At 59.9% G+C, this 22,259-nt stretch carries 23 protein-coding genes; 14 read left to right on the top strand and 9 right to left on the bottom strand.

Features of this window, described 5'->3' with window-relative positions; genetic code table 11:
* Positions 1-54: 54 nt before the first annotated feature.
* The 6 genes from VC35_RS11385 to VC35_RS11410 form a co-directional block, all read right to left on the bottom strand.
* Complete coding sequence (locus VC35_RS11385) at positions 55-1,548, bottom strand: RNA polymerase factor sigma-54 (protein ID WP_015093497.1); 1,494 nt, start codon at positions 1,546-1,548, stop codon at positions 55-57.
* A 245-nt stretch (positions 1,549-1,793) separates the two neighbouring features.
* Positions 1,794-2,519 carry an LPS export ABC transporter ATP-binding protein gene (gene lptB / locus VC35_RS11390; RefSeq protein WP_046040048.1) on the bottom strand — a complete coding sequence of 242 codons (726 nt, stop codon included), beginning with the start codon at positions 2,517-2,519 and terminating at the stop codon, positions 1,794-1,796.
* On the bottom strand, positions 2,519-3,067 hold the full coding sequence (gene lptA, locus VC35_RS11395; protein ID WP_046040049.1) for a lipopolysaccharide transport periplasmic protein LptA: 549 nt from the start codon (positions 3,065-3,067) through the stop codon (positions 2,519-2,521). Before lptA ends, lptB begins: the two co-directional genes overlap by 1 nt.
* A complete protein-coding gene (gene lptC, locus VC35_RS11400; protein WP_046040050.1) occupies positions 3,054-3,626 on the bottom strand; it encodes an LPS export ABC transporter periplasmic protein LptC in 573 nt (190 codons plus the stop codon). The genes lptA and lptC overlap by 14 nt, the downstream gene beginning before the upstream one ends.
* A 7-nt stretch (positions 3,627-3,633) precedes the next feature.
* Positions 3,634-4,158, bottom strand: a complete 525-nt coding sequence (locus VC35_RS11405) for a KdsC family phosphatase (RefSeq protein ID WP_007970265.1) — start codon at positions 4,156-4,158, stop codon at positions 3,634-3,636.
* On the bottom strand, positions 4,158-5,132 hold the full coding sequence (locus tag VC35_RS11410) for a KpsF/GutQ family sugar-phosphate isomerase (RefSeq protein ID WP_008046161.1): 975 nt from the start codon (positions 5,130-5,132) through the stop codon (positions 4,158-4,160). Before VC35_RS11410 ends, VC35_RS11405 begins: the two co-directional genes overlap by 1 nt.
* Before the next feature lie 275 nt (positions 5,133-5,407).
* Between VC35_RS11410 and VC35_RS11415 the strand changes: the two genes are divergently transcribed.
* The 10 genes from VC35_RS11415 to hisC all read left to right on the top strand — a co-directional run bounded on the left by VC35_RS11415 (position 5,408) and on the right by hisC (position 13,370).
* Entirely contained in the window at positions 5,408-6,217 is an 810-nt protein-coding gene (locus VC35_RS11415; RefSeq protein ID WP_008001295.1) for an ATP-binding cassette domain-containing protein, read from the top strand.
* On the top strand, positions 6,217-7,014 hold the full coding sequence (gene mlaE, locus VC35_RS11420) for a lipid asymmetry maintenance ABC transporter permease subunit MlaE (RefSeq protein ID WP_046040051.1): 798 nt from the start codon (positions 6,217-6,219) through the stop codon (positions 7,012-7,014). Before VC35_RS11415 ends, mlaE begins: the two co-directional genes overlap by 1 nt.
* Positions 7,014-7,481, top strand: coding sequence for an outer membrane lipid asymmetry maintenance protein MlaD (gene mlaD / locus VC35_RS11425; RefSeq protein ID WP_007970271.1), 468 nt, complete (start codon positions 7,014-7,016; stop codon positions 7,479-7,481). The genes mlaE and mlaD overlap by 1 nt, the downstream gene beginning before the upstream one ends.
* An 11-nt stretch (positions 7,482-7,492) precedes the next feature.
* Positions 7,493-8,146, top strand: a complete 654-nt coding sequence (locus tag VC35_RS11430) for an MlaC/ttg2D family ABC transporter substrate-binding protein (RefSeq protein ID WP_046040052.1) — start codon at positions 7,493-7,495, stop codon at positions 8,144-8,146.
* Positions 8,143-8,448, top strand: coding sequence for an STAS domain-containing protein (locus tag VC35_RS11435; protein ID WP_046040055.1), 306 nt, complete (start codon positions 8,143-8,145; stop codon positions 8,446-8,448). The genes VC35_RS11430 and VC35_RS11435 overlap by 4 nt, the downstream gene beginning before the upstream one ends.
* A 114-nt stretch (positions 8,449-8,562) precedes the next feature.
* Entirely contained in the window at positions 8,563-8,802 is a 240-nt protein-coding gene (locus VC35_RS11440; RefSeq protein ID WP_020796650.1) for a BolA family protein, read from the top strand.
* 22 nt (positions 8,803-8,824) lie between these two features.
* Positions 8,825-10,090 (top strand): UDP-N-acetylglucosamine 1-carboxyvinyltransferase, encoded by a 1,266-nt coding sequence (gene murA / locus VC35_RS11445; protein WP_046040062.1) that lies wholly within the window; start codon positions 8,825-8,827, stop codon positions 10,088-10,090.
* A 125-nt stretch (positions 10,091-10,215) separates the two neighbouring features.
* On the top strand, positions 10,216-10,851 hold the full coding sequence (gene hisG / locus VC35_RS11450; protein WP_008018703.1) for an ATP phosphoribosyltransferase: 636 nt from the start codon (positions 10,216-10,218) through the stop codon (positions 10,849-10,851).
* A 126-nt stretch (positions 10,852-10,977) separates the two neighbouring features.
* Positions 10,978-12,315: a histidinol dehydrogenase gene (gene hisD, locus VC35_RS11455; RefSeq protein WP_046040064.1), complete on the top strand. Its 1,338-nt coding sequence runs from the start codon at positions 10,978-10,980 to the stop codon at positions 12,313-12,315.
* A gap of 2 nt (positions 12,316-12,317) precedes the next feature.
* Positions 12,318-13,370, top strand: coding sequence for a histidinol-phosphate transaminase (gene hisC, locus VC35_RS11460; RefSeq protein ID WP_046040066.1), 1,053 nt, complete (start codon positions 12,318-12,320; stop codon positions 13,368-13,370).
* Between the two features lie 61 nt (positions 13,371-13,431).
* On the opposite strand, the gene algW is transcribed toward hisC, so the two are convergent.
* Entirely contained in the window at positions 13,432-14,592 is a 1,161-nt protein-coding gene (gene algW, locus VC35_RS11465; RefSeq protein ID WP_046040068.1) for a Do family serine endopeptidase AlgW, read from the bottom strand.
* 103 nt (positions 14,593-14,695) lie between these two features.
* Here algW and VC35_RS11470 point away from each other — a divergent pair, with 103 nt between their 5' ends.
* From VC35_RS11470 to cysN, 4 genes are all read left to right on the top strand, one after another.
* The gene (locus tag VC35_RS11470) at positions 14,696-15,454 is read left to right on the top strand and encodes a Nif3-like dinuclear metal center hexameric protein (RefSeq protein ID WP_046040070.1); all 759 of its coding nucleotides are present in this window, start codon (positions 14,696-14,698) and stop codon (positions 15,452-15,454) included.
* 267 nt (positions 15,455-15,721) lie between these two features.
* Entirely contained in the window at positions 15,722-16,639 is a 918-nt protein-coding gene (gene cysD / locus VC35_RS11475; RefSeq protein WP_008046199.1) for a sulfate adenylyltransferase subunit CysD, read from the top strand.
* Between the two features lie 57 nt (positions 16,640-16,696).
* Positions 16,697-17,038, top strand: coding sequence for a four helix bundle protein (locus VC35_RS11480; RefSeq protein ID WP_046040072.1), 342 nt, complete (start codon positions 16,697-16,699; stop codon positions 17,036-17,038).
* 53 nt (positions 17,039-17,091) lie between these two features.
* On the top strand, positions 17,092-18,990 hold the full coding sequence (gene cysN / locus VC35_RS11485; RefSeq protein WP_046040073.1) for a sulfate adenylyltransferase subunit CysN: 1,899 nt from the start codon (positions 17,092-17,094) through the stop codon (positions 18,988-18,990).
* A 217-nt stretch (positions 18,991-19,207) separates the two neighbouring features.
* Here cysN and VC35_RS11490 read toward each other — a convergent pair whose 3' ends face one another.
* Positions 19,208-20,113 carry an acyltransferase gene (locus VC35_RS11490; protein WP_046040074.1) on the bottom strand — a complete coding sequence of 302 codons (906 nt, stop codon included), beginning with the start codon at positions 20,111-20,113 and terminating at the stop codon, positions 19,208-19,210.
* Positions 20,114-22,213 carry a phosphate acetyltransferase gene (gene pta / locus VC35_RS11495; protein ID WP_046040075.1) on the bottom strand — a complete coding sequence of 700 codons (2,100 nt, stop codon included), beginning with the start codon at positions 22,211-22,213 and terminating at the stop codon, positions 20,114-20,116. It lies immediately after the preceding gene.
* Positions 22,214-22,259: the final 46 nt, after the last annotated feature.

The following is a 22,259-nucleotide window of genomic DNA, read 5'->3' on the forward strand; positions in this document are numbered from 1 at the left end:
AGTGCATAAAGCGGTAGATCAGATGATCTACCACTGGAACGCTGTGGCGTGGCTCTACATCAACCGCTTGCGTTCGCTCGAAGGCGCGATCCCGAGGGATTCGCGGTACTTGGCGACGGTGCGGCGAGCCACCTGAATGCCTTGTGCCTCCAGTAAACCAGCGATCTTGCTGTCACTCAACGGCTTTTTCTGATTTTCCGCGGCAACCAGTTTTTTGATGATCGCCCGGATCGCCGTGGACGAGCATTCGCCGCCTTCGGAGGTGCTTACGTGACTGGAGAAAAAGTACTTCAGTTCATAAATGCCCCGGGGGGTGTGCATGAACTTCTGGGTGGTCACCCGTGAAATCGTCGATTCATGCATGCCGACCGCTTCGGCGATGTCATGCAGGACCAGCGGCTTCATGGCTTCGTCGCCGTACTCCAGAAAGCCGCGCTGATGCTCGACGATCTGGGTGGCAACCTTCATCAGGGTTTCATTGCGGCTTTGCAGGCTCTTGATGAACCAGCGGGCCTCCTGCAACTGATTGCGCATGAAGGTATTGTCGGCGCTGGTGTCGGCGCGGCGCACGAAACCTGCGTACTGGGCGTTGACCCGCAGCCGTGGCACCGACTCCTGATTGAGCTCCACCAGCCAGCGCTCGTTGTCCTTGCGCACGATGACGTCAGGAACGACGTACTCGGCTTCAGTGGACTCGATTTGCGAGCCCGGGCGCGGGTTGAGGCTCTGGACCAGTTCGATGACCTGGCGCAGCTCGTCTTCCTTGAGCTTCATGCGACGCATCAACTGGCTGTAATCGCGGCTGCCCAGCAGGTCAATGTAATCGGTGACCAGGCGCTTGGCCTCGGCCAGCCAAGGGGTCTTGGCAGGCAACTGGCGCAATTGCAGCAGCAGGCATTCGCCCAGGTTGCGGGCGCCGATGCCGGCGGGCTCGAATTGCTGGATGCGGTGCAGGACGGCTTCGATTTCGTCCAGTTCGATGTCCAGTTCCGGGTCGAAGGCTTCGAGGATTTCCTCTAGGGTTTCGTCCAGGTAGCCCTGATTGTTGATGCAGTCGATCAGGGTCACGGCGATCAGGCGATCGGTGTCGGACATCGGGGCCAGGTTCAGTTGCCACAGCAAATGGCTCTGCAGGCTTTCGCCGGCCGAGGTGCGGGTGGTGAAGTCCCACTCGTCATCATCATTGCTGGGCAGGCTGCTGGCGCTGGTCTGGTAAACGTCTTCCCACGCGGTGTCGACGGGGAGTTCGTTTGGGATACGCTCGTTCCAGTCACCTTCATCGAGGTTATCAACCGTCGGGGCGCTTTCCTGGTAGGAGGGCTCCTGGATGTCAGTGTTGGGCTTTTGTTCGGCGTTGTCGGCCAAGGGGTCGGAATTGTCGAAGTCGTCGCCTTCTTCCTGGCGTTCGAGCATCGGATTTGACTCCAGGGCCTCCTGGATTTCCTGTTGCAGGTCCAGGGTCGACAATTGGAGCAGGCGGATGGCCTGTTGCAGCTGCGGTGTCATCGTCAGCTGCTGGCCCATTCTCAAGACTAGCGATGGTTTCATGGCTGGGGCTTAACACCTTATTCGCCGGCGCACATGCGCCATCCACTACAGGGCGCCGGGGCGCCAAACTTAAGCAAATTATATGCCTGAAACTAAAGGGTTTGCCTAGAGCGCTGTAACAATAAAAAACTATAAAGCTGTGTTGCTGCGCTGCCCTTGTTGAGGGCTGACCACGCTTGTCGGCACGAGGCGCCGGTGAGTGGCTGGTCAGGTGCCCGGGCAACTGCCCGGGCACGGCTCAGCGATTACAGGCGGAACTCGTGGCCCAGGTACACTTCCTTGACCAGGTTGTTGGCCAGGATGGTCTCTGCGTCGCCTTCGGCGATCAGTTGGCCGTCATTGACGATATAGGCGGTTTCACAGATATCCAGGGTTTCACGAACGTTGTGGTCCGTGATCAGCACGCCAATGCCTTTGGCCTTGAGGTGGTAAATGATCTGCTTGATGTCGCCGACCGAAATCGGGTCCACGCCGGCGAAGGGTTCGTCGAGGAGGATGAATTTCGGGTTGGTGGCCAGGGCGCGGGCGATTTCCACGCGACGGCGCTCGCCACCGGACAGGCTCATGCCCAGGTTGTCGCGGATGTGGCTGATGTGGAATTCCTGCAGCAGGCTTTCCAGCTCTTTGCGACGACCTGCCTTGTCGAGTTCCTTGCGGGTCTCGAGGATGGCCATGATGTTGTCGGCCACCGACAGTTTGCGGAAGATCGATGCTTCCTGCGGCAAGTAGCCGATACCGGCCTTTGCGCGACCGTGCATCGGCTGGTGGCTGACGTCCAGGTCATCAATCAGGACGCGGCCCTGGTCGGCTTGCACCAGGCCGACGATCATGTAGAAGCAGGTGGTCTTGCCGGCGCCGTTCGGGCCAAGCAGGCCGACGATCTGGCCGCTGTCGATGGACAGGCTGACATCACGCACGACCTGGCGGCTCTTGTAGCTCTTTGCCAGATGCTGAGCTTTCAGAGTTGCCATTACTGGGCCTTTTTCTCGTCGGTTTTCTTCTTCGGCTGGATCACCATGTCGATACGCGGGCGCGCCTCGGTGACCTTGCTGCCTGTGGCGCGACCGGCGCTGGCGAGCTTCTTGTTCGTGTCGTAGACAATTTTCTCGCCTTGGGTGACGTTGTTGTCCTTGTCGACAACTTTGGCCTTGTCGATCAGTACGACGCGATTTTGCGCGGCGTGATACTGGATCGTCACGCCCCAACCCTGAACAGGCTTGGTATCGCCAGCCGTTTGCAACTGCTCGAAGTACGCCAGGTTGCCCACCGAGGTCACTACGTCAATGTCGCCAGTCGGGGTGCGGGTGATGGTAACGGTGTTGCCTGTCACCTTCATCGAACCTTGGGTGATGATCACGTCACCCTTATAGGTAGCAATACCTTGCTTGTCGTCCAGTTGGGCGTCGTCGGCCTGAATGCGGATAGGCTGCTGTTGATCTTCCGGCAGAGCCCAGGCGCTCACGCTTCCCAGTGCTGCGCCCAGACTGAGCAAAATCGGGAGGGTTTTAACGAGCCTCATACTGTCCTCTTACGTTCGATAGCAGGTGTATCCTGCTTTCTTTCAAATACGCTTTCATTCCCTTGCCAGTCGATACACCGCCAGCGCCGTCGATTCTAACGTCTTGCTCGGTCTGCGCATATTGCTGCTGCGGGAACACGGTCATGCGGGTGCTGGTGATCAGGGTTTTACGGTTTTTCTCGTCGAAGCGCGTGATGCGCACGTCATCGATCAGTTCGACCTGTGTGCCATCAGGATTGACCTCGCCGTGCAAGCTCTGGACGTGCCACGGAAATTCAGTGCCGCGGAACACGTTCAGGTCGGGGTTGGTCAGCAATGTCACCTCGGTCGCTTTCAGGTGCTCGACCTTGTCGGACACCAGATCATATTGCAGCTTGCCGTCGGGCAGGTACTGCACGCTGTGAGCGTTGATGGCGTAATAGTCGATCGCGCTTTCATCGACCGGCGTTACCGGCTTGTCGAGGAAGCGTTCCGGGCTGATGTTCCAGTAGCCAACCGCGGCGAATATCGCTGCGATGCAACTGTACATCAGGGTGTTGCGAAACTTTTTGCTCAGCATAATGGGCTCACAGGTACGCCGCATTGGCCGCGTCGAGGCGGTCCTGGGCGCGCAGGATCAATTCGCAGAATTCGCGAGCGGCACCTTCACCGCCACGGGCGAGGGTGATGCCGTGAGCGTGTTCACGCACGAAGCTGGCGGCATTGGCCACCGCCATGCCCAGGCCGACGCGGCGAATCACCGGCAGGTCCGGCAGGTCATCGCCGAGGTAGGCCACCTGTTCATAGCTCAGGTTGAGTTGGGCCAGTAGCTCGTCGAGTACCACCAGTTTGTCTTCGCGTCCCTGATACAGATGCGGGATTCCGAGATTTCTGGCTCTCCGTTCGACCACCGGGGTCTTGCGGCCACTGATGATGGCCGTCTGCACGCCGGCAGCCATCAGCATCTTGATGCCCTGGCCGTCGAGGGTGTTGAACGTCTTGAATTCGCTGCCGTCTTCGAGGAAGTACAGGCGCCCATCGGTCAGCACGCCATCGACATCGAACACCGCCAGCTTGATCTGTTTGCCGCGTTGCAGCAGGTCCGCACTCATTACATTACTCCTGCACGCAGCAAGTCGTGCATGTTCAAGGCACCGACCGGGCGGTCTTCGCGGTCGACCACGACCAGCGCGTTGATTTTATGATCTTCCATGATTTTCAGCGCTTCGGCGGCGAGCATCTCGGCGCGGGCAGTCTTGCCGTGTGCAGTCATGACCTGGTCGATGGTGGCGCTATGGATGTCGATGCTACGGTCCAGCGTGCGACGCAAGTCGCCGTCGGTAAAGATCCCGGCCAGCTTTCCATCGGCTTCCAGGATCACGGTCATGCCCAGGCCTTTGCGGGTCATTTCCATTAGCGCGTCCTTCAGCAGGGTGCCGCGCTGTACTTGCGGCAACTCTTGCCCTGCGTGCATGACATTTTCCACCTTCAGCAGCAGGCGTCGGCCCAGGGCGCCGCCGGGATGGGAAAATGCGAAGTCTTCGGCGGTAAAGCCACGGGCTTCCAGCAGCGCGACAGCCAAGGCGTCGCCCATGACCAGGGCGGCAGTGGTCGACGAGGTGGGGGCGAGGTTCAACGGACAGGCTTCGTGCTCGACGTGAACATTCAGGTTGACCTCGGCGGCCTTGGCCAGCGGCGAGTCAGGGTTGCCGGTCACGCTGATCAACTGAATGCCCAGGCGCTTGATCAGTGGCAGCAGGGTCACGATTTCATTGGTGGAGCCCGAATTCGAGAGCGCCAGAATGATGTCGTCGCGGGTAATCATGCCCATGTCACCGTGGCTGGCTTCAGCCGGATGCACAAAAAACGCCGTGGTGCCGGTGCTGGCCAGGGTCGCGGCAATCTTGTTGCCGATGTGCCCCGACTTGCCCATGCCGACCACGACCACGCGACCTTTGCTGGCCAGAATCATCTCGCAAGCGCGTACGAAATCTGCGTCGATATGGGGTAGCAGGCCTTGCACGGCTTCTACCTCGAGGCGGATGGTGCGTTGTGCTGATTGAATCAGGTCGCTGGATTGGCTCATGTCAGAAATCGTATAGCCTGATGAAAAGGCGGCGATTATAGCGGTTATGATCGAATCCCTCACGCTTGTTCGTAGCGCATTGTCATCCTTGTTGCCGGAAACCTTCTAAACGGGGCTTTCTACCTGTGATGCAGTTGAACATGACCTGGCTTTGGTCTTGGGCGCGCAGCCTTTGCAGTGATATAGTTCGCCGCCAGTTCGGCCTGCCCGGGAGGTATGTGCTTTCGTGAGAAAGCCAGGCGTCCGAGTGAGAGGCTGCATCGCAAGGAGTTTAGATGAGTGCCGATAACGCCTACGCGGTCGAGCTGAAGGGACTGTCCTTCAAGCGCGGTGCGCGCAGCATTTTCAATAATGTCGATATCCGTATCCCGCGCGGCAAGGTCACCGGCATCATGGGGCCTTCCGGGTGTGGCAAGACCACGCTCTTGCGTCTGATGGGCGCCCAGTTGCGGCCCACCAAGGGCGAAGTCTGGGTCAACGGTCAGAACCTGCCGAAGCTGTCGCGCAGCGACCTGTTCGATGCGCGCAAGCATATGGGCGTGCTGTTTCAGAGCGGCGCACTGTTTACCGACCTCGATGTTTTCGAGAACGTCGCGTTTCCGCTACGGGTTCATACGCAACTGCCGGAAGAGATGATCCGCGACATCGTTCTGCTCAAACTGCAGGCCGTGGGCTTGCGCGGAGCCATCGAACTGATGCCCGACGAGCTTTCCGGCGGCATGAAACGCCGTGTTGCGCTGGCTCGGGCGATTGCGCTCGACCCGCAGATCCTCATGTACGACGAGCCCTTTGTCGGCCAGGACCCCATCGCAATGGGCGTTCTGGTGCGGCTCATCCGGTTGCTCAACGATGCGCTGGGCATCACCAGCATCGTGGTATCCCACGACCTGGCCGAGACCGCGAGCATTGCCGATTACATTTATGTGGTGGGCGATGGTCAGGTGTTGGGGCAGGGTACGCCGGACGAATTGATGAACTCGGATGAACCGCGCATTCGCCAGTTCATGACCGGTGAACCCGACGGCCCGGTTCCGTACCACTTTCCAGCGACGGATTACCGCGCAGATCTTCTGGGGAAGCGCTGATGCGCAGAATTTCATTGATAGAACGCGTTCGTCGCTTCGGCCAGGCCGGCATCGATGTGTTGGCGGTGTTCGGGCGTTCGAGCTTGTTCCTGTTCCATGCCTTGCTTGGTCGGGGCGGCATCGGTGGCGGTTTCGGGCTGCTGGTCAAGCAGTTGCATTCGGTGGGCGTGATGTCCCTGGTGATCATCGTGGTCTCCGGGGTGTTCATCGGCATGGTGCTGGCGCTGCAGGGCTTCAACATTCTTTCCAGCTATGGTTCAGAACAGGCTGTCGGGCAGATGGTTGCCCTGACGCTGCTGCGTGAACTTGGGCCGGTGGTGACCGCCTTGCTGTTCGCCGGGCGCGCAGGTTCGGCGTTGACCGCCGAAATCGGCAACATGAAGTCCACCGAGCAGTTGTCCAGCCTGGAAATGATCGGGGTCGACCCGCTCAAGTACATCATCGCGCCACGCTTGTGGGCCGGTTTCATTTCCCTGCCGGTGCTGGCGATGATTTTCAGCGTGGTGGGGATCTGGGGCGGCTCGTGGGTGGCGGTCGACTGGCTGGGAGTCTACGAAGGTTCCTACTGGTCGAACATGCAGAACAGTGTGACGTTCACCGATGACGTGCTCAACGGGATCGTCAAAAGCATTGTCTTTGCCTTTGTGGTGACCTGGATCGCCGTATTCCAAGGCTATGACTGCGAACCCACTTCCGAGGGGATCAGTCGTGCCACTACCAAGACCGTTGTGTATGCCTCGTTGGCAGTACTCGGCCTGGACTTTATTCTGACCGCCTTGATGTTTGGAGATTTCTGATGCAAAACCGCACCCTGGAAATCGGTGTCGGCCTTTTCTTGCTGGCTGGCATCCTGGCTTTGCTCCTGTTGGCGTTGCGGGTCAGTGGCCTGTCCCCGACTCCGAGCACCGACACATATAAACTTTACGCCTACTTCGACAATATCGCCGGTTTGACGGTCAGAGCAAAGGTGACCATGGCCGGTGTGACCATCGGCAAGGTCACGGCCATCGATCTGGATCGCGACAGTTTCACCGGTCGGGTGACCATGCAGCTGGAAAAACGCATCGATAATCTGCCGGCGGACTCCACTGCATCTATCCTGACTGCTGGCCTGTTGGGCGAGAAGTACATCGGTATCAGCGTGGGCGGGGAAGACACCCTGCTCAAGGATGGTGGAACCATCCATGACACGCAGTCATCGCTGGTGCTCGAAGACCTGATCGGTAAATTCCTGCTCAATACCGTTAGCAAAGAAGCTAAATGAGGAACAGTTAAATGATCTCTACCTTGCGACGTGGCCTGTTGGTAATGCTCGCGGTGTTTCCGTTGGTGTCCCATGCCGTAGCGGCGCCTTCGGCGCACGATCTGGTGCAGGACACAACCAACCGTATGCTCGCGGACCTGGCGGCAAACAAAGAGAAGTACAAGCAGGACCCGCAGGACTTCTATACGGCGCTGGACAACATCGTCGGGCCGGTTGTGGATGCCGAGGGTATTTCCAAGAGCATCATGACGGTCAAATACTCGAAGAAAGCTACGCCTGCGCAGATGAAAACCTTCGAAGTAAACTTCAAGAAGGGCCTGTTCCAGTTCTATGGCAATGCCTTGCTTGAGTACAACAACCAGGGCATCACCGTTGAACCGGCCAAAGACGAGTCGGGCGACCGTACCAGCGTTGGCATGACCGTCAAGGGCAGCAGCGGCGCGATCTACCCAGTGTCCTACACGCTGGAAAAGATCAACGGCGAGTGGAAACTGCGTAACGTCATCATCAACGGCATCAACATTGGCAAGCTGTTCCGCGATCAGTTCGCCGATGCGATGCAGCGCAATGGCAACGACCTGGACAAGACCATCAATGGTTGGGCCGGGGAAGTCGCCAAGGCCAAGGAAGCCACCGACAAGAAGCCAGAGCAGTCAGCCCAATGAGTGAGTCGGCAGTCCAGATGGACGAAGCGGGCGAGCTGCGACTCAGTGGTGTGCTGGATTACCGCACCGGCCCTGGCCTGCGCGAGCAGGGCAAGGCGCTGATCAAGGCCAGCAAGGCTGCGGCGCTGGTGGTCGATTGCTCGGCGGTGACCAAGTCCAGCAGTGTCGGTTTGTCGTTGCTGCTGTGCTTTATCCGCGATGCACAGGCGGCCGGCAAGGCCCTGAGCATCCACGGGATGCCGGAAGACATGCGTGAAATCGCTCAGGTCAGTGAGCTGACCGAGCTGTTGGCGCATCCCTAACCCGCATCTATGAACAAGCCCCCCGTCCGAGTCCTGCTTGGCGGGGTTCGCAGGCGCGGGGCTTTTTTGTATGATGTCCGACCCGCGCGCACAGGGCGCCGATTGAGGTTGAGCATGCAGGCCAACGAAGTTAAGAGCTTTCTTGAAGGAAAGCTGCCCGGAACGAAAGTAGAAGTCGAGGGCGAAGGCTGCAATTTCCAGCTGAACGTGATTAGCGATGAACTGGCGGCATTGAGCCCGGTCAAGCGTCAGCAGCAGGTCTATGCCCATTTGAACCCGTGGATCACCGATGGCAGCATCCATGCGGTCACTATGAAATTTTTCAGCAGCGCGGCCTGGGCCGAGCGCACCTGAGCCCAAGGGCGTCGAGATTCTTATGGATAAATTGATTATTACTGGTGGTGCTCGTCTTGACGGCGAAATCCGCATCTCCGGGGCAAAGAACTCTGCCCTGCCGATCCTGGCCGCCACTTTGCTGTGCGATGGCCCGGTGACCGTGGCCAACCTGCCGCACCTGCACGACATCACCACCATGATCGAGCTGTTCGGGCGCATGGGCATTGAGCCTGTGATCGACGAGAAACTCTCCGTCGAAATCGACCCGCGCACCATCAAGACCCTGGTCGCACCGTACGAACTGGTTAAAACCATGCGTGCGTCGATTCTGGTGCTCGGTCCGATGGTTGCCCGTTTCGGTGAAGCCGAAGTCGCCTTGCCTGGCGGTTGCGCCATCGGTTCGCGTCCAGTTGACCTGCACATCCGTGGCCTGGAAGCCATGGGCGCAGTCATCGACGTCGAAGGCGGCTACATCAAGGCCAAGGCGCCTGAAGGCGGCCTGCGCGGCGCGCACTTCTTCTTCGACACCGTCAGCGTGACCGGTACCGAAAACATCATGATGGCCGCGGCCCTGGCAAAAGGCCGCAGCGTCCTGCAAAACGCCGCTCGCGAGCCTGAAGTGGTCGACCTGGCGAACTTCCTGAACGCCATGGGTGCCAAGGTTTCCGGCGCCGGTACCGATACCATCACCATCGATGGCGTCGAGCGACTGCACACCACTACTTATAAAGTAATGCCCGACCGTATCGAAACCGGCACCTACCTGGTGGCGGCGGCGGTGACCGGTGGTCGCGTGAAGGTCAAGGATACCGATCCGACCATCCTCGAAGCCGTTCTGGAAAAACTCCGTGAGTCCGGTGCCGAAATCACCTGCGGCGAAGACTGGATCGAGCTGAACATGCACGGCAAGCGTCCGAAAGCCGTCAATGTGCGGACCGCTCCGTACCCGGCGTTCCCGACCGACATGCAGGCGCAGTTCATCTCCCTCAACGCCATTGCCGAAGGCACCGGTGCTGTGATCGAGACGATCTTCGAAAACCGCTTCATGCACGTCTACGAACTGCACCGCATGGGTGCCAAGATCCAGGTTGAAGGCAACACCGCCATCGTCACCGGCACCGAAAAACTCAAGGGCGCGCCAGTGATGGCGACCGACCTGCGTGCTTCGGCCAGCCTGGTGATCTCGGCCCTGGTCGCCGACGGCGACACGCTGATCGACCGCATCTACCACATAGACCGTGGCTACGAGTGCATCGAAGAAAAACTGCAGATGCTGGGCGCCAAGATCCGTCGCGTTCCGGGCTAGTACCTGCTGCATGGGCATAAGGACATGCCCGTTGATTTGTTGAAGTCGAGCCGTTTTCGGCTCGATGTGTGTCCGGCGCCATTTGCGACCGGGCATGAGTACCTTGATAAGGACTGACGTTTCCCATGTTGACCATCGCACTGTCCAAGGGCCGCATCCTTGACGACACCCTGCCGCTTCTGGCTGAAGCGGGCATCGTGCCGACCGAGAATCCGGACAAGAGCCGCAAGCTGATCATTCCCACGACCCAGGAAGATGTACGCCTGCTGATCGTGCGTGCTACCGATGTGCCGACCTATGTCGAACATGGTGCTGCCGACCTCGGTGTCGCCGGTAAAGATGTGCTGATGGAATATGGCGGCCAGGGCCTGTACGAGCCACTGGACCTGCAAATTGCCCAGTGCAAGTTGATGACGGCCGGCAAGGTCGGTGCGGTCGAGCCCAAGGGTCGCCTGCGCATCGCCACCAAGTTCGTCAACGTTGCCAAGCGTTATTACGCCGAACAGGGTCGTCAGGTCGACATCATCAAGCTGTACGGCTCGATGGAGCTGGCACCGCTGATCGGCCTTGCCGACAAGATCATCGACGTGGTCGACACCGGTAACACGCTGCGGGCCAACGGCCTGGAGCCACAGGATTTCATTGCTGCCATCAGCTCCCGGCTGATCGTCAACAAAGCTTCGATGAAGATGCAGCACGCCCGTATCCAGGCGTTGATCGACACCTTGCGCAAGGCAGTGGAGTCTCGACACCGCGGCTGATTCACCTGCGCGACGTTAAGTCGCGCCCGTCTATCCGCCTCATAGCCAGAATTCTCAGGTGCCCAAGCGGAAACGACTGCTAAGTTAGGGCGCCTGAGTTTTTGCCATTCCTATGAGGCTCTCGCTATGACCGCACCGACTGCAATTCGCCGACTCAACGCTGCTGACCCGGATTTCGCGCATCATCTGGATCATCTGCTGAGCTGGGAAAGTGTGTCTGACGACTCGGTCAATCAGCGGGTGCTGGACATCATCAAGGCCGTGCGTGAGCGTGGCGACGCGGCACTGGTGGACTTTACCCGCCAGTTCGACGGCCTGGACGTGAAGTCCATGGCCGACCTGATCCTGCCGCGCGAGCGTCTGGAACTGGCGCTCACCCGCATCTCCGTGCCTCAGCGTGAAGCCCTGGAAGTCGCTGCGGCTCGTGTGCGCAGCTACCACGAAAAACAGAAGCAGGATTCCTGGAGCTACACCGAGGCCGACGGCACCGTGCTGGGCCAGAAAGTCACGCCGCTGGATCGCGCCGGTCTATATGTGCCAGGCGGCAAGGCATCGTACCCGTCGTCGGTATTGATGAACGCGATTCCGGCCAAGGTCGCCGGCGTCACCGAAGTGGTCATGGTGGTACCGACCCCGCGGGGTGAAATCAACGAGCTGGTGCTGGCCGCTGCTTGCATCGCCGGTGTCGACCGCGTGTTCACCATCGGTGGCGCTCAAGCCGTTGCTGCGTTGGCTTACGGCACCGAAAGCGTGCCGAAGGTCGACAAGGTCGTCGGTCCGGGCAACATTTATGTCGCCACCGCCAAGCGCCACGTGTTTGGCCAGGTCGGTATCGATATGATCGCCGGTCCCTCCGAGATCCTCGTGGTGTGCGACGGCCAGACCGATCCGGACTGGATCGCCATGGACCTGTTCTCCCAGGCCGAGCACGACGAAGACGCCCAGGCGATTCTTGTCAGCCCCGACGCCGAGTTCCTCGACAAGGTCGCCGCCAGCATCGCCAAGCTGATGCCGACCATGGAGCGCGCCGCGATCATCGAAACCTCGATCAATGGCCGTGGTGCACTGATCAAGGTTCGCGACATGGAGCAAGCCATCGAAGTGGCCAACCGCATCGCGCCGGAGCACCTCGAATTGTCCGTTGCCGATCCACAGGCCTGGCTGCCGAAAATCCGCCACGCCGGCGCGATCTTCATGGGGCGTCACACTTCCGAAGCCCTGGGCGACTACTGCGCAGGTCCTAACCACGTATTGCCGACTTCCGGTACTGCGCGCTTCTCTTCGCCGCTGGGTGTGTACGACTTCCAGAAGCGTTCGTCGATCATCTTCTGCTCTGAGCAGGGCGCGTCCGTACTGGGCAAGACCGCTTCCGTGCTGGCCCGTGGCGAGTCGCTGACCGCCCACGCTCGCAGTGCCGAATATCGCATCGTTGACGAGCTCTTTAATGAAGAGCAGGGGGAGTGAGCATGAGTAAATTCTGGAGCCCGTTCGTCAAGAATCTGGTGCCTTACGTGCCGGGCGAACAGCCGAAACTGGCGAAACTGGTGAAGCTCAACACCAACGAAAACCCGTACGGTCCATCGCCGAAAGCCTTGGCTGCGATGCAAACCGAACTCAATGACAATCTGCGCCTGTACCCGGACCCGAACAGCGACCTGCTCAAGCAAGCCGTTGCCAGGTACTACGGCGTACAGAGCAATCAGGTGTTCCTCGGCAACGGTTCCGATGAAGTGCTGGCGCACATCTTCCACGGTTTGCTGCAGCACGATCAGCCGCTGCTGTTCCCGGACATCAGCTACAGCTTTTACCCGGTCTACTGCGGGTTGTACGGCATCACCTTCGACGCGGTGCCGCTGGACGAGCAATTCCAGATCAACCCGGCGGACTACGCCAAACCGAACGGCGGGATCATCTTCCCTAACCCGAACGCACCGACCGGCTGCCTGTTGGCGCTGGAGGCGGTGGAGCAGATTCTCAAGGCCAGCCCGGATTCGGTGGTGGTGGTCGACGAGGCCTACATCGACTTCGGCGGCGAGACGGCAATCACCCTGGTGGACCGCTATCCGAACCTGCTGGTGACCCAGACCCTGTCCAAGTCCCGTTCCCTGGCCGGTCTGCGGGTAGGCCTGGCGGTGGGGCATCCGGACCTGATCGAGGCGCTGGAGCGGATCAAGAACAGCTTCAACTCCTATCCGCTGGATCGTATGGCGAATGTCGGCGCTGCCGCAGCGTTCGACGATCGCGAGTATTTCGACAAGACCTGCGCGTTGGTGATCGAGAATCGCGAGAAGGTCGTTGCACAGCTAAAGGAGAAGGGTTTTGAAGTGCTGCCATCGGCGGCGAACTTCATTTTCGCCCGTCACCCCCAGCACGATGCGGCGGGGCTTGCGGCGAAGTTGCGCGAGCAAGGCGTGATCGTCCGGCACTTCAAGCAGGAGCGGATCGCCCAGTTCCTGCGGATCTCCATCGGCACGCCAGAGCAGAATCAGGCGCTGATCGACGGCCTCGGCGACCTGTAAACCACCGCTGCCCCCTGTAGGCGCGAGCAAGCTCGCTCCTACAAGGGTTTGTATTAGCCGCTTACTCTTCTTCTTTATCCTTGACCGGAGCCGGCGGTGGGCGCAGGCCGACTTCCGCCGTCAGTTTGAGCTCCTTGCCGTTGCGCATCACCTGGATCGCGACCTTGTCGGTCGGCTTGATCCGCGCCACCTGATTCATCGAGCGACGGCCATCACCGGCCGGTTCGCCATCGATGGAAAGAATCACATCACCCAGTTGCAGGCCGGCCTTCTGTGCCGGACCATCGCGGAAAATCCCCGCCACGACAATGCCAGGGCGTCCGGACAAACCGAACGACTCGGCCAGTTCCTGGGTCAGCGGCTGCACTTCGATACCCAGCCAGCCACGAATCACCTGGCCGTGCTCGATGATCGACTTCATCACTTCCATCGCCAGCTTCACCGGGATCGCGAAACCAATGCCCTGGGAGCCCCCGGACTTGGAAAAGATTGCCGTGTTGATGCCGGTCAGGTTGCCGATGGCATCCACCAGCGCACCACCTGAGTTGCCGGGGTTGATCGCCGCATCGGTCTGGATGAAGTCTTCGTAGTTGTTCAGGCCCAGTTGGTTGCGCCCGGTGGCGCTGATGATGCCCATGGTCACAGTCTGGCCGACGCCGAACGGGTTGCCGATGGCCAATGCAACGTCGCCGATGCGGATGTTGTCGGAACGCCCCACGGTGATCGATGGCAGGTTTTTCAGGTCGATTTTCAGAACCGCGAGGTCAGTCTCCGGGTCGCTGCCGATCACCCGTGCCAGGGTTTCCCGGCCGTCCTTGAGGGCCACCACGATCTGGTCGGCACCGCTGGTCACGTGGTTGTTGGTCAGGATGTAGCCTTCCGGGCTCATGATCACGCCGGAACCGAGGCTCGACTCCATACGTTTCTGCTTGGGCGAATTATCGCCGAAGAAGCGACGGAACTGCGGATCTTCGAACAACGGATGGTTGGGTTTGTTGATGACTTTGGTGGTGTACAGGTTCACCACCGACGGCGCCGCGGTGGATACCGCTTCGGCATAAGACACCGGGCCCTGCTGCATGCTGGTGGTTTGCGGCGCTTGTTGCAGATTGACGTCGAGGCTCGGGAGCCCGACCCACTGCGGGTAACGCTGGATTATCAAAAGAGCGACAAGCACGCCGGCCAACAGCGGCCAGCCGGAAAAACGCAGCGCCTTGAGCATTAAGCAGTTCCTGAGAGAGTTGCAGGCGGTATGAGACCGCTCATAATGACGCGCATTATACGAGGCCGCACGCGCCTCTGAACGGGATATTTAGGAGTCTTTTATGGCCGTCGCCCTGTGCACCCTGGTCGAAGAAGCCGACCGCTACCTCAACAGCGCCAGAATCGCTGATTACTGCCCCAACGGCCTGCAGGTCGAGGGGCGGCCGCAAGTGATGCGCATTGTCAGCGGCGTCACCGCCAGCCAGGCCTTGCTCGATGCGGCCGTGGAAGCCAATGCCGACCTGGTGTTGGTGCATCACGGCTACTTCTGGAAAGGCGAGAACCCGTGCATCACCGGCATGAAGCAGCGCCGCTTGAAGACCCTGCTCAAGCACGATATCAGCCTGTTGTCCTATCACCTGCCGCTGGACCTGCACCCGGACGTCGGCAATAACGTGCAGCTCGCACGGCAGCTCGACATCACCGTCGAAGGCCCACTGGACCCGGACAACCTGAAGATTGTCGGCCTGGTTGGCTCGCTGAATGAGCCGATGATGCCCCGGGATTTCGCTCGCCGCGTCCAGGAAGTGATGGGGCGTGAGCCGCTGTTGATCGAAGGCAATGCCATGATCCGCCGCGTCGGCTGGTGCACCGGTGGTGGCCAGGGTTACATCGATCAAGCCATTCTGGCAGGCGTCGATCTGTACCTCAGCGGCGAGGCCTCCGAGCAAACCTTCCACAGCGCCCGGGAAAACGACATCAGCTTCATCGCCGCCGGTCACCATGCGACCGAGCGCTACGGCGTTCAGGCGCTGGGGGATTATCTGGCCCGTCGGTTTGCGCTGGAGCACATCTTCATCGATTGCCCGAATCCGATTTGAGGTACACCATCGATCAAAATGTGGGAGCGGGCTTGCTCCGGGCGGCGTTCCGACGAAGGCGGCGTGTCATTCAACCTGATGCTGACTGATCCACCGCCTTCGCGAGCAAGCCCGCTCCCACAAAGGGTCTGCGATGCCCAAACGGGCAGGCATATTCATATGCTCTTTCGATCTAGTTGGTGTCCTGATTAGAAGAGGTCGCTGTGCTAGGATCCCCGCTCGAACACGGCCCGCTGGCCGTTCATAAGAAAGCCTTCGTGAGTAGCCATGGTCGACAAACTGACGCATCTGAAACAGCTGGAGGCGGAAAGCATCCACATCATCCGCGAGGTGGCCGCCGAGTTCGACAACCCGGTGATGCTGTACTCCATCGGTAAAGACTCCGCCGTGATGCTGCATCTGGCACGCAAGGCGTTCTTCCCGGGCAAGCTGCCGTTTCCGGTGATGCACGTCGACACTCGCTGGAAATTCAAGGAGATGTACAGCTTCCGCGACAAGATGGTCGCCGAGCTGGGCCTCGACCTGATCACCCACGTCAACCCGGACGGCGTGGCGCAGGACATCAACCCGTTCACCCACGGCAGCGCCAAGCACACCGACATCATGAAGACCGAGGGCCTGAAGCAGGCACTCGACAAGTATGGTTTCGACGCAGCATTCGGCGGCGCCCGTCGCGATGAAGAGAAATCCCGCGCGAAAGAGCGAGTGTACTCGTTCCGCGACAGCAAGCACCGCTGGGATCCGAAAAACCAGCGTCCCGAGCTGTGGAACGTCTACAACGGCAAGGTCAACAAGGGCGAGTCGATCCGCGTCTTCCCGCTGTCGAACTGGACCGAGCTGGACATCTGGCAGTACATCTACCTTGAAGGCATCCCGATCGTTCCGCTGTACTTCGCCGCCGAGCGTGAAGTCATCGAGAAGAACGGCACGCTGATCATGATCGACGACGAGCGCATCCTCGAGCACCTGAGCGATGAAGACAAAGCGCGCATCGTCAAAAAGAAAGTGCGTTTCCGTACCCTTGGTTGCTACCCGTTGACGGGCGCGGTGGAGTCCGAGGCCGAAAGCCTCACGGACATCATTCAGGAAATGCTCCTGACGCGAACTTCCGAGCGCCAGGGCCGTGTCATCGACCACGATGGCGCCGGCTCGATGGAAGACAAAAAACGTCAGGGTTATTTCTAAGAAGCAGTTGCAAGCTTCAAGCGGCAAGCTGCAAGCGAATCAAAAGCGGGTTTCGAAATGGATTTCGAGAAACTGATTGTTTGGCAAAGAGCCAAAGCATTGGCAGTCAACCTCTACAAGGAACTGGCTGAGTGCAGTGATCTGGCCTTTAGAAGTCAGATCACTCGTTCAGGGCTTTCGATTCCCAGCAATATTGCCGAGGGAATGGAACGTTTCACTGCAGAAGAAAAATGTCGGTTTCTGTCGATAGCTAAGGCCTCCTGCGGGGAGCTGCGGACACAGATAATCATTGGCAGTGAAATTGGTTACATCAGAGAACCGTTGGCGGCACTTTGGATTTCAGAATCTCGCGAGCTTTCAAAAATGCTTAGCGGGTTGATCAATAAAATTTCTGACTAGCTGTACGCCGACAAGCTTGCCGCTTGAAGCTTACAGCTTGGAGCTTGAATGCAATGAGCCACCAATCTGATTTGATCAGCGAGGACATCCTCGCCTACCTGGGCCAGCACGAACGTAAAGAGCTGCTGCGCTTTCTGACCTGCGGTAACGTCGACGACGGCAAGAGCACCCTGATCGGGCGCCTGCTGCACGACTCCAAGATGATCTACGAAGATCACCTGGAAGCCATTACCCGCGACTCGAAAAAAGTCGGCACCACCGGTGAAGACATCGACCTGGCATTGCTGGTCGACGGCCTGCAGGCCGAGCGTGAGCAAGGCATCACCATCGATGTCGCGTACCGCTATTTCTCCACCGCCAAGCGCAAATTCATCATCGCCGACACCCCGGGCCATGAGCAGTACACCCGCAACATGGCCACCGGTGCCTCCACCTGTGACCTGGCGATCATCCTGGTCGACGCCCGTTACGGTGTGCAGACCCAGACTCGTCGCCACAGCTTCATCGCCTCGCTGCTGGGCATCAAGCACATCGTTGTTGCCATCAACAAGATGGACCTCAAGGACTTCGACCAGGGCGTGTTCGAGTCGATCAAGGCCGACTACCTGCAGTTCGCTGAAGGCCTGAAGCTCAAGCCGACCAGCATGCACTTCGTGCCGATGTCGGCTTTGAAGGGCGACAACGTGGTGAACAAGTCCGAGCGTTCGCCGTGGTACACCGGCCAGTCGCTGATGGAAATCCTCGAGACCGTGGAAGTGGCGGGCGATCGCAACTTCACCGACCTGCGTTTCCCGGTGCAGTACGTCAACCGTCCGAACCTGAACTTCCGTGGCTTCGCCGGTACGCTGGCCAGCGGCATCGTCAAGAAAGGCGACGAAGTCGTCGTGCTGCCGTCGGGCAAGAGCAGCCGGGTGAAGTCCATCGTCACCTTCGAAGGTGAACTGGAGCACGCAGGTCCTGGTCAGGCAGTCACGCTGACCATGGAAGACGAAATCGACATCTCCCGTGGCGATCTGTTGGTTCACGCCGACAACGTGCCGCCGGTGACCGACAGCTTCGAAGCGATGCTGGTATGGATGGCTGAAGAGCCGATGCTGCCGGGCAAGAAATACGACATCAAACGCGCCACCAGTTACGTGCCGGGCTCCATCGCCAGCATCGTCAACAAGGTCGACGTGAACACCCTGGAAGAGGGTCCGGCCAGCGCGTTGCAGCTGAACGAAATCGGCAAGGTCAAGATCGCGCTCGATGCGCCGATTGCCCTCGACGGTTACGACAGCAACCGCACCACCGGCGCCTTCATCATCATCGACCGCTTGACCAACGGCACCGTTGGCGCGGGCATGATCGTCGCCCAGCCTTTGGCCCATGGCACCAGCACGCACCACGGCAAACTGGCTCACGTCGCCACCGAAGAACGCGCACAGCGCTTCGGCCAGCAACCTGCCACCGTGTTGTTCAGCGGCTTGTCGGGCGCGGGCAAAAGCACCCTGGCGTATGCGGTTGAACGCAAGTTGTTCGACCTGGGTCGCGCGGTGTTCGTACTCGATGGCCAGAACCTGCGTCACGATCTGAACAAAGGTCTGCCACAGGATCGCGCCGGGCGTACCGAGAACTGGCGTCGTGCCGCCCACGTCGCGCGTCAGTTCAACGAGGCCGGTCTGCTGACCCTCGCTGCGTTCGTTGCCCCGAATGCCGAAGGCCGTGAACAAGCCCGGGAACTGATCGGCAAGGAGCGTCTGCTGACGGTCTACGTCCAGGCTTCGCCGACGGTCTGCGCCGAGCGTGATCCGCAAGGTTTGTACGCGGCGGCCGGGGATAACATCCCGGGCGAGTCCTTCCCGTACGACGTGCCGCTGGATGCCGACCTGGTGATCGACACCCAGTCCGTGTCGCTGGAGGAAAGCGTCAAGCAAGTGCTGGGTCTGCTGCGTGAGCGTGGGGCGATCTAAGGCAATAGCAGCGACAAGCTTCTAGCTTCAAGCTGCAAGGAAAAGCCCGCAGACAAGTGATTGTCTGCGGGCTTTTTTGTGTCTGTTCCGACGCTTTCGCGGGCAAGTCGGATCGCCGCACCGCCGCTCCCACAGTTTTTGGGTTGTTCATGCCATTTGTATACGACGCGAATCCTGTGGGAGCGGGCTTGCCCGCGAAGAGGCCGGTACAGGCACCTCAAGACTTCGCTGGATACTCGCGATGCATCTGTTCCAGCAACGCATCCTTGTCCTGCCACAACTGGTTGATCCAGCCCTGAAACTGCAGGCGGTATTCGCCGTCCTGGTCGTAGTTCTTGCCAATGAACTGCGGCGGAATCTTCAGCTCTTCAAGGTGCACCACGACGTCCGCAACGTTCCCGCACAACAAATCCCAAAAACCAGGACGCCCGGCTGGGTAGTGGATGGTCACGTTGACCAGGGATTCAAGCTGCTCGCCCATCGCATCCAGCACAAAGGCAATGCCGCCGGCCTTGGGCTTGAGCAGGTACTTGAAGGGTGACTGTTGTTGCTTGTGCTTGCCCTCGGTGAAGCGTGTGCCTTCGACGAAGTTGAAAATACCCACCGGGTTGTCGCGGAATTTCGCACAGGTCTTGCGGGTGGTTTCCAGGTCCTTGCCTTTCTTCTCCGGGTGCTTCTCCAGATAGGCCTTGGAGTAGCGTTTCATGAATGGAAAGCCCAGTGCCCACCAGGCCAGACCGATCACCGGGACCCAGATCAGCTCCTGCTTGAGAAAGAACTTCAGCGGTTGAATGCGCCGGTTGAGCACATATTGCAGTACCAAGATGTCGACCCAGCTCTGGTGGTTGCTGGTGATCAGGTACGAGTGCTGATAGTCGAGACCTTGCAGGCCGCTGATGTGCCAGCGCGTGCGGCGCACCAGGTTCATCCAGCCTTTGTTGAGGCTGATCCAGGCTTCGTGGGTATGACTCATCAGCCAGCCCGCGAGGCGCTGGGTGAGGGCGAACGGCAGTACCTTGACGAGCGCCACGCAGAACAGGAACGAGCAGAGAAGAATCGTGTTCAGTGCCAACAGCAGCGAGGCGATCACGCCCCGCAGCGGAGCAGGTAGGAAGTCCAGCATTTACACATCCATAGGTCGGTTGGCAGCTTGAATCGCGGTCAACGCGATGGTGTAGACGATGTCATCGACCTGCGCGCCGCGCGGTAAATCATTCACCGGTTTGCGCAAGCCTTGCAGCATCGGCCCGAGGCTGACGCAGTCGGCGCTGCGCTGTACGGCCTTGTGCGTGGTGTTGCCGGTGTTGAGGTCGGGGAACACGTACACCGTGGCACGACCGGCCACCTGACTGTTCGGCGCCAATTGCCGGGCCACGCTTTCGTTGGCGGCGGCGTCGTACTGCAAGGGGCCGTCGATCAGCAGCGAGTGCTGTTGTTCATGGGCGAGCAGGGTCGCCTCGCGGACCTTCTCGACTTCTTCGCCGCTGGCCGACTCGCCGCTGGAGTAGCTGATCATCGCCACCCGTGGCGTGATGCCGAAGGCGGAGGCCGAATCAGCGCTTTGCAGGGCGATCTCGGCCAGTTCGCTGGCACTCGGGTGCGGGTTCATCACGCAGTCGCCGTAGACGAGCACCTCTTCCGGGAACAGCATGAAGAACACCGACGACACCAGGGTGCAGCCCGGCGCGGTTTTAATCAGCTGCAGGGCCGGGCGGATGGTGTTGGCGGTGGTGTTGATCACGCCCGACACGAGGCCGTCGACTTCATCCAGGGCCAGCATCATGGTGCCGATCACCACGGTGTCTTCCAGTTGTTGCTCGGCCATCGGCGCGTTAAGGCTTTTGCTTTTGCGTAGCGCGACCATGGGCTCGACATAGCGTTCGCGGATCAAGTCCGGATCGATGATTTCCAGGCCCGGTGGCAACTCGATGCCCTGGGCGCGGGCGACGGCTTGCACGTCCTCGGGCTTGGCCAGCAACACACAGCGAGCGATGCCTCGGGCCTGGCAGATCGCGGCGGCCTGCACGGTCAGCGGCTCGCTGCCTTCGGGCAGGACGATGCGCTTGTTGGCCGCCTGGGCGCGCTGGATCAATTGATAGCGGAAAACCGCTGGCGACAGGCGCATCTCCCGTGGCGTGCCGCAGCGCTGATGCAACCAGTTGGCGTCGAGATGACCGGCGATGAAATCGGTGATGATTTCTGCGCGCTCGCGGTCGTCGATGGGGATTTCCTTGTTCAGGCCATTGAGCAGGTTGGCGGTGTCATAGGAGCCGGTGCTCACCGACAGCACCGGCAACCCGGCCTGCAGGGCGCCGCGGCACAGGTCCATGATGCGTGGGTCGGGCAGGGTGTCGCTGGTCAGCAGCAGGCCGGCCAGCGGCACGCCGTTCAAAGCCGCGAGGCTGACGGCGAGGATGATGTCGTCGCGGTCGCCGGGGGTCACCACCAGCACGCCGGGCTTGAGCAGCTCCACGGTGTTGCGCATGGTGCGGGCGCAAATGATGATTTTGGTCATGCGCCGGGTTTCGTAATCACCGGCGTTGAGCACTTGCGCGCCCATCAGGTCGGCGACGTCGCGGGTGCGCGGGGCGTTCAGTTCCGGCTGGAACGGAATGCAGCCGAGCAAGCGGAAATCACCGCTGCGCAGCAACGGCGAATGCTCCTTCAGGCGCGTGGCGAAGGCCTCCATGCTTTCCTCGGTCTTGACCTTGTTGAGGATCACACCGAGGACTTTCGGGTCTTTCGGGCCGCCGAACAATTGCGCCTGCAATTCGACGCGGCCGGAGAGTTCGGTCAGCACTTCGTTTTCCGGCGCCGAGACCAGGATCACCTCGGCGTCGAGGCTCTTGGCCAGGTGCAGGTTGACCCGCGCGGCGTAACTGGCGCTGCGGGTCGGCACCATGCCTTCGACGATCAGCACGTCCTTGCCGATGGCCGCCTGCTGATAAAGGGCGATGATTTCTTCGAGCAACTCATCGAGCTGGCCGTCGCCGAGCATGCGCTCGACATGGGCCAGACCCAGTGGCTGGGGCGGTTTCAAACCGTGAGTGCGCGCCACCAGCTCGGTGGAACGTTCCGGGCCGGTGTCGCCCGGATGCGGTTGGGCAATCGGCTTGAAAAAGCCGACCTTGAGCCCGGCCCGCTCAAGGGTACGCACCAGCCCGAGGCTGATGGAGGTCAGACCCACACCAAAATCGGTGGGCGCGATAAAAAAAGTTTGCATGCGGATTCTCTAAAGGTGCATGGCAATGGTGAAAGCCTATATCTGG

Origin of the sequence: Pseudomonas fluorescens (assembly GCF_000967965.1) — a bacterium.
Taxonomy (GTDB): Bacteria; Pseudomonadota; Gammaproteobacteria; order Pseudomonadales; family Pseudomonadaceae; genus Aquipseudomonas; species Aquipseudomonas grandcourensis.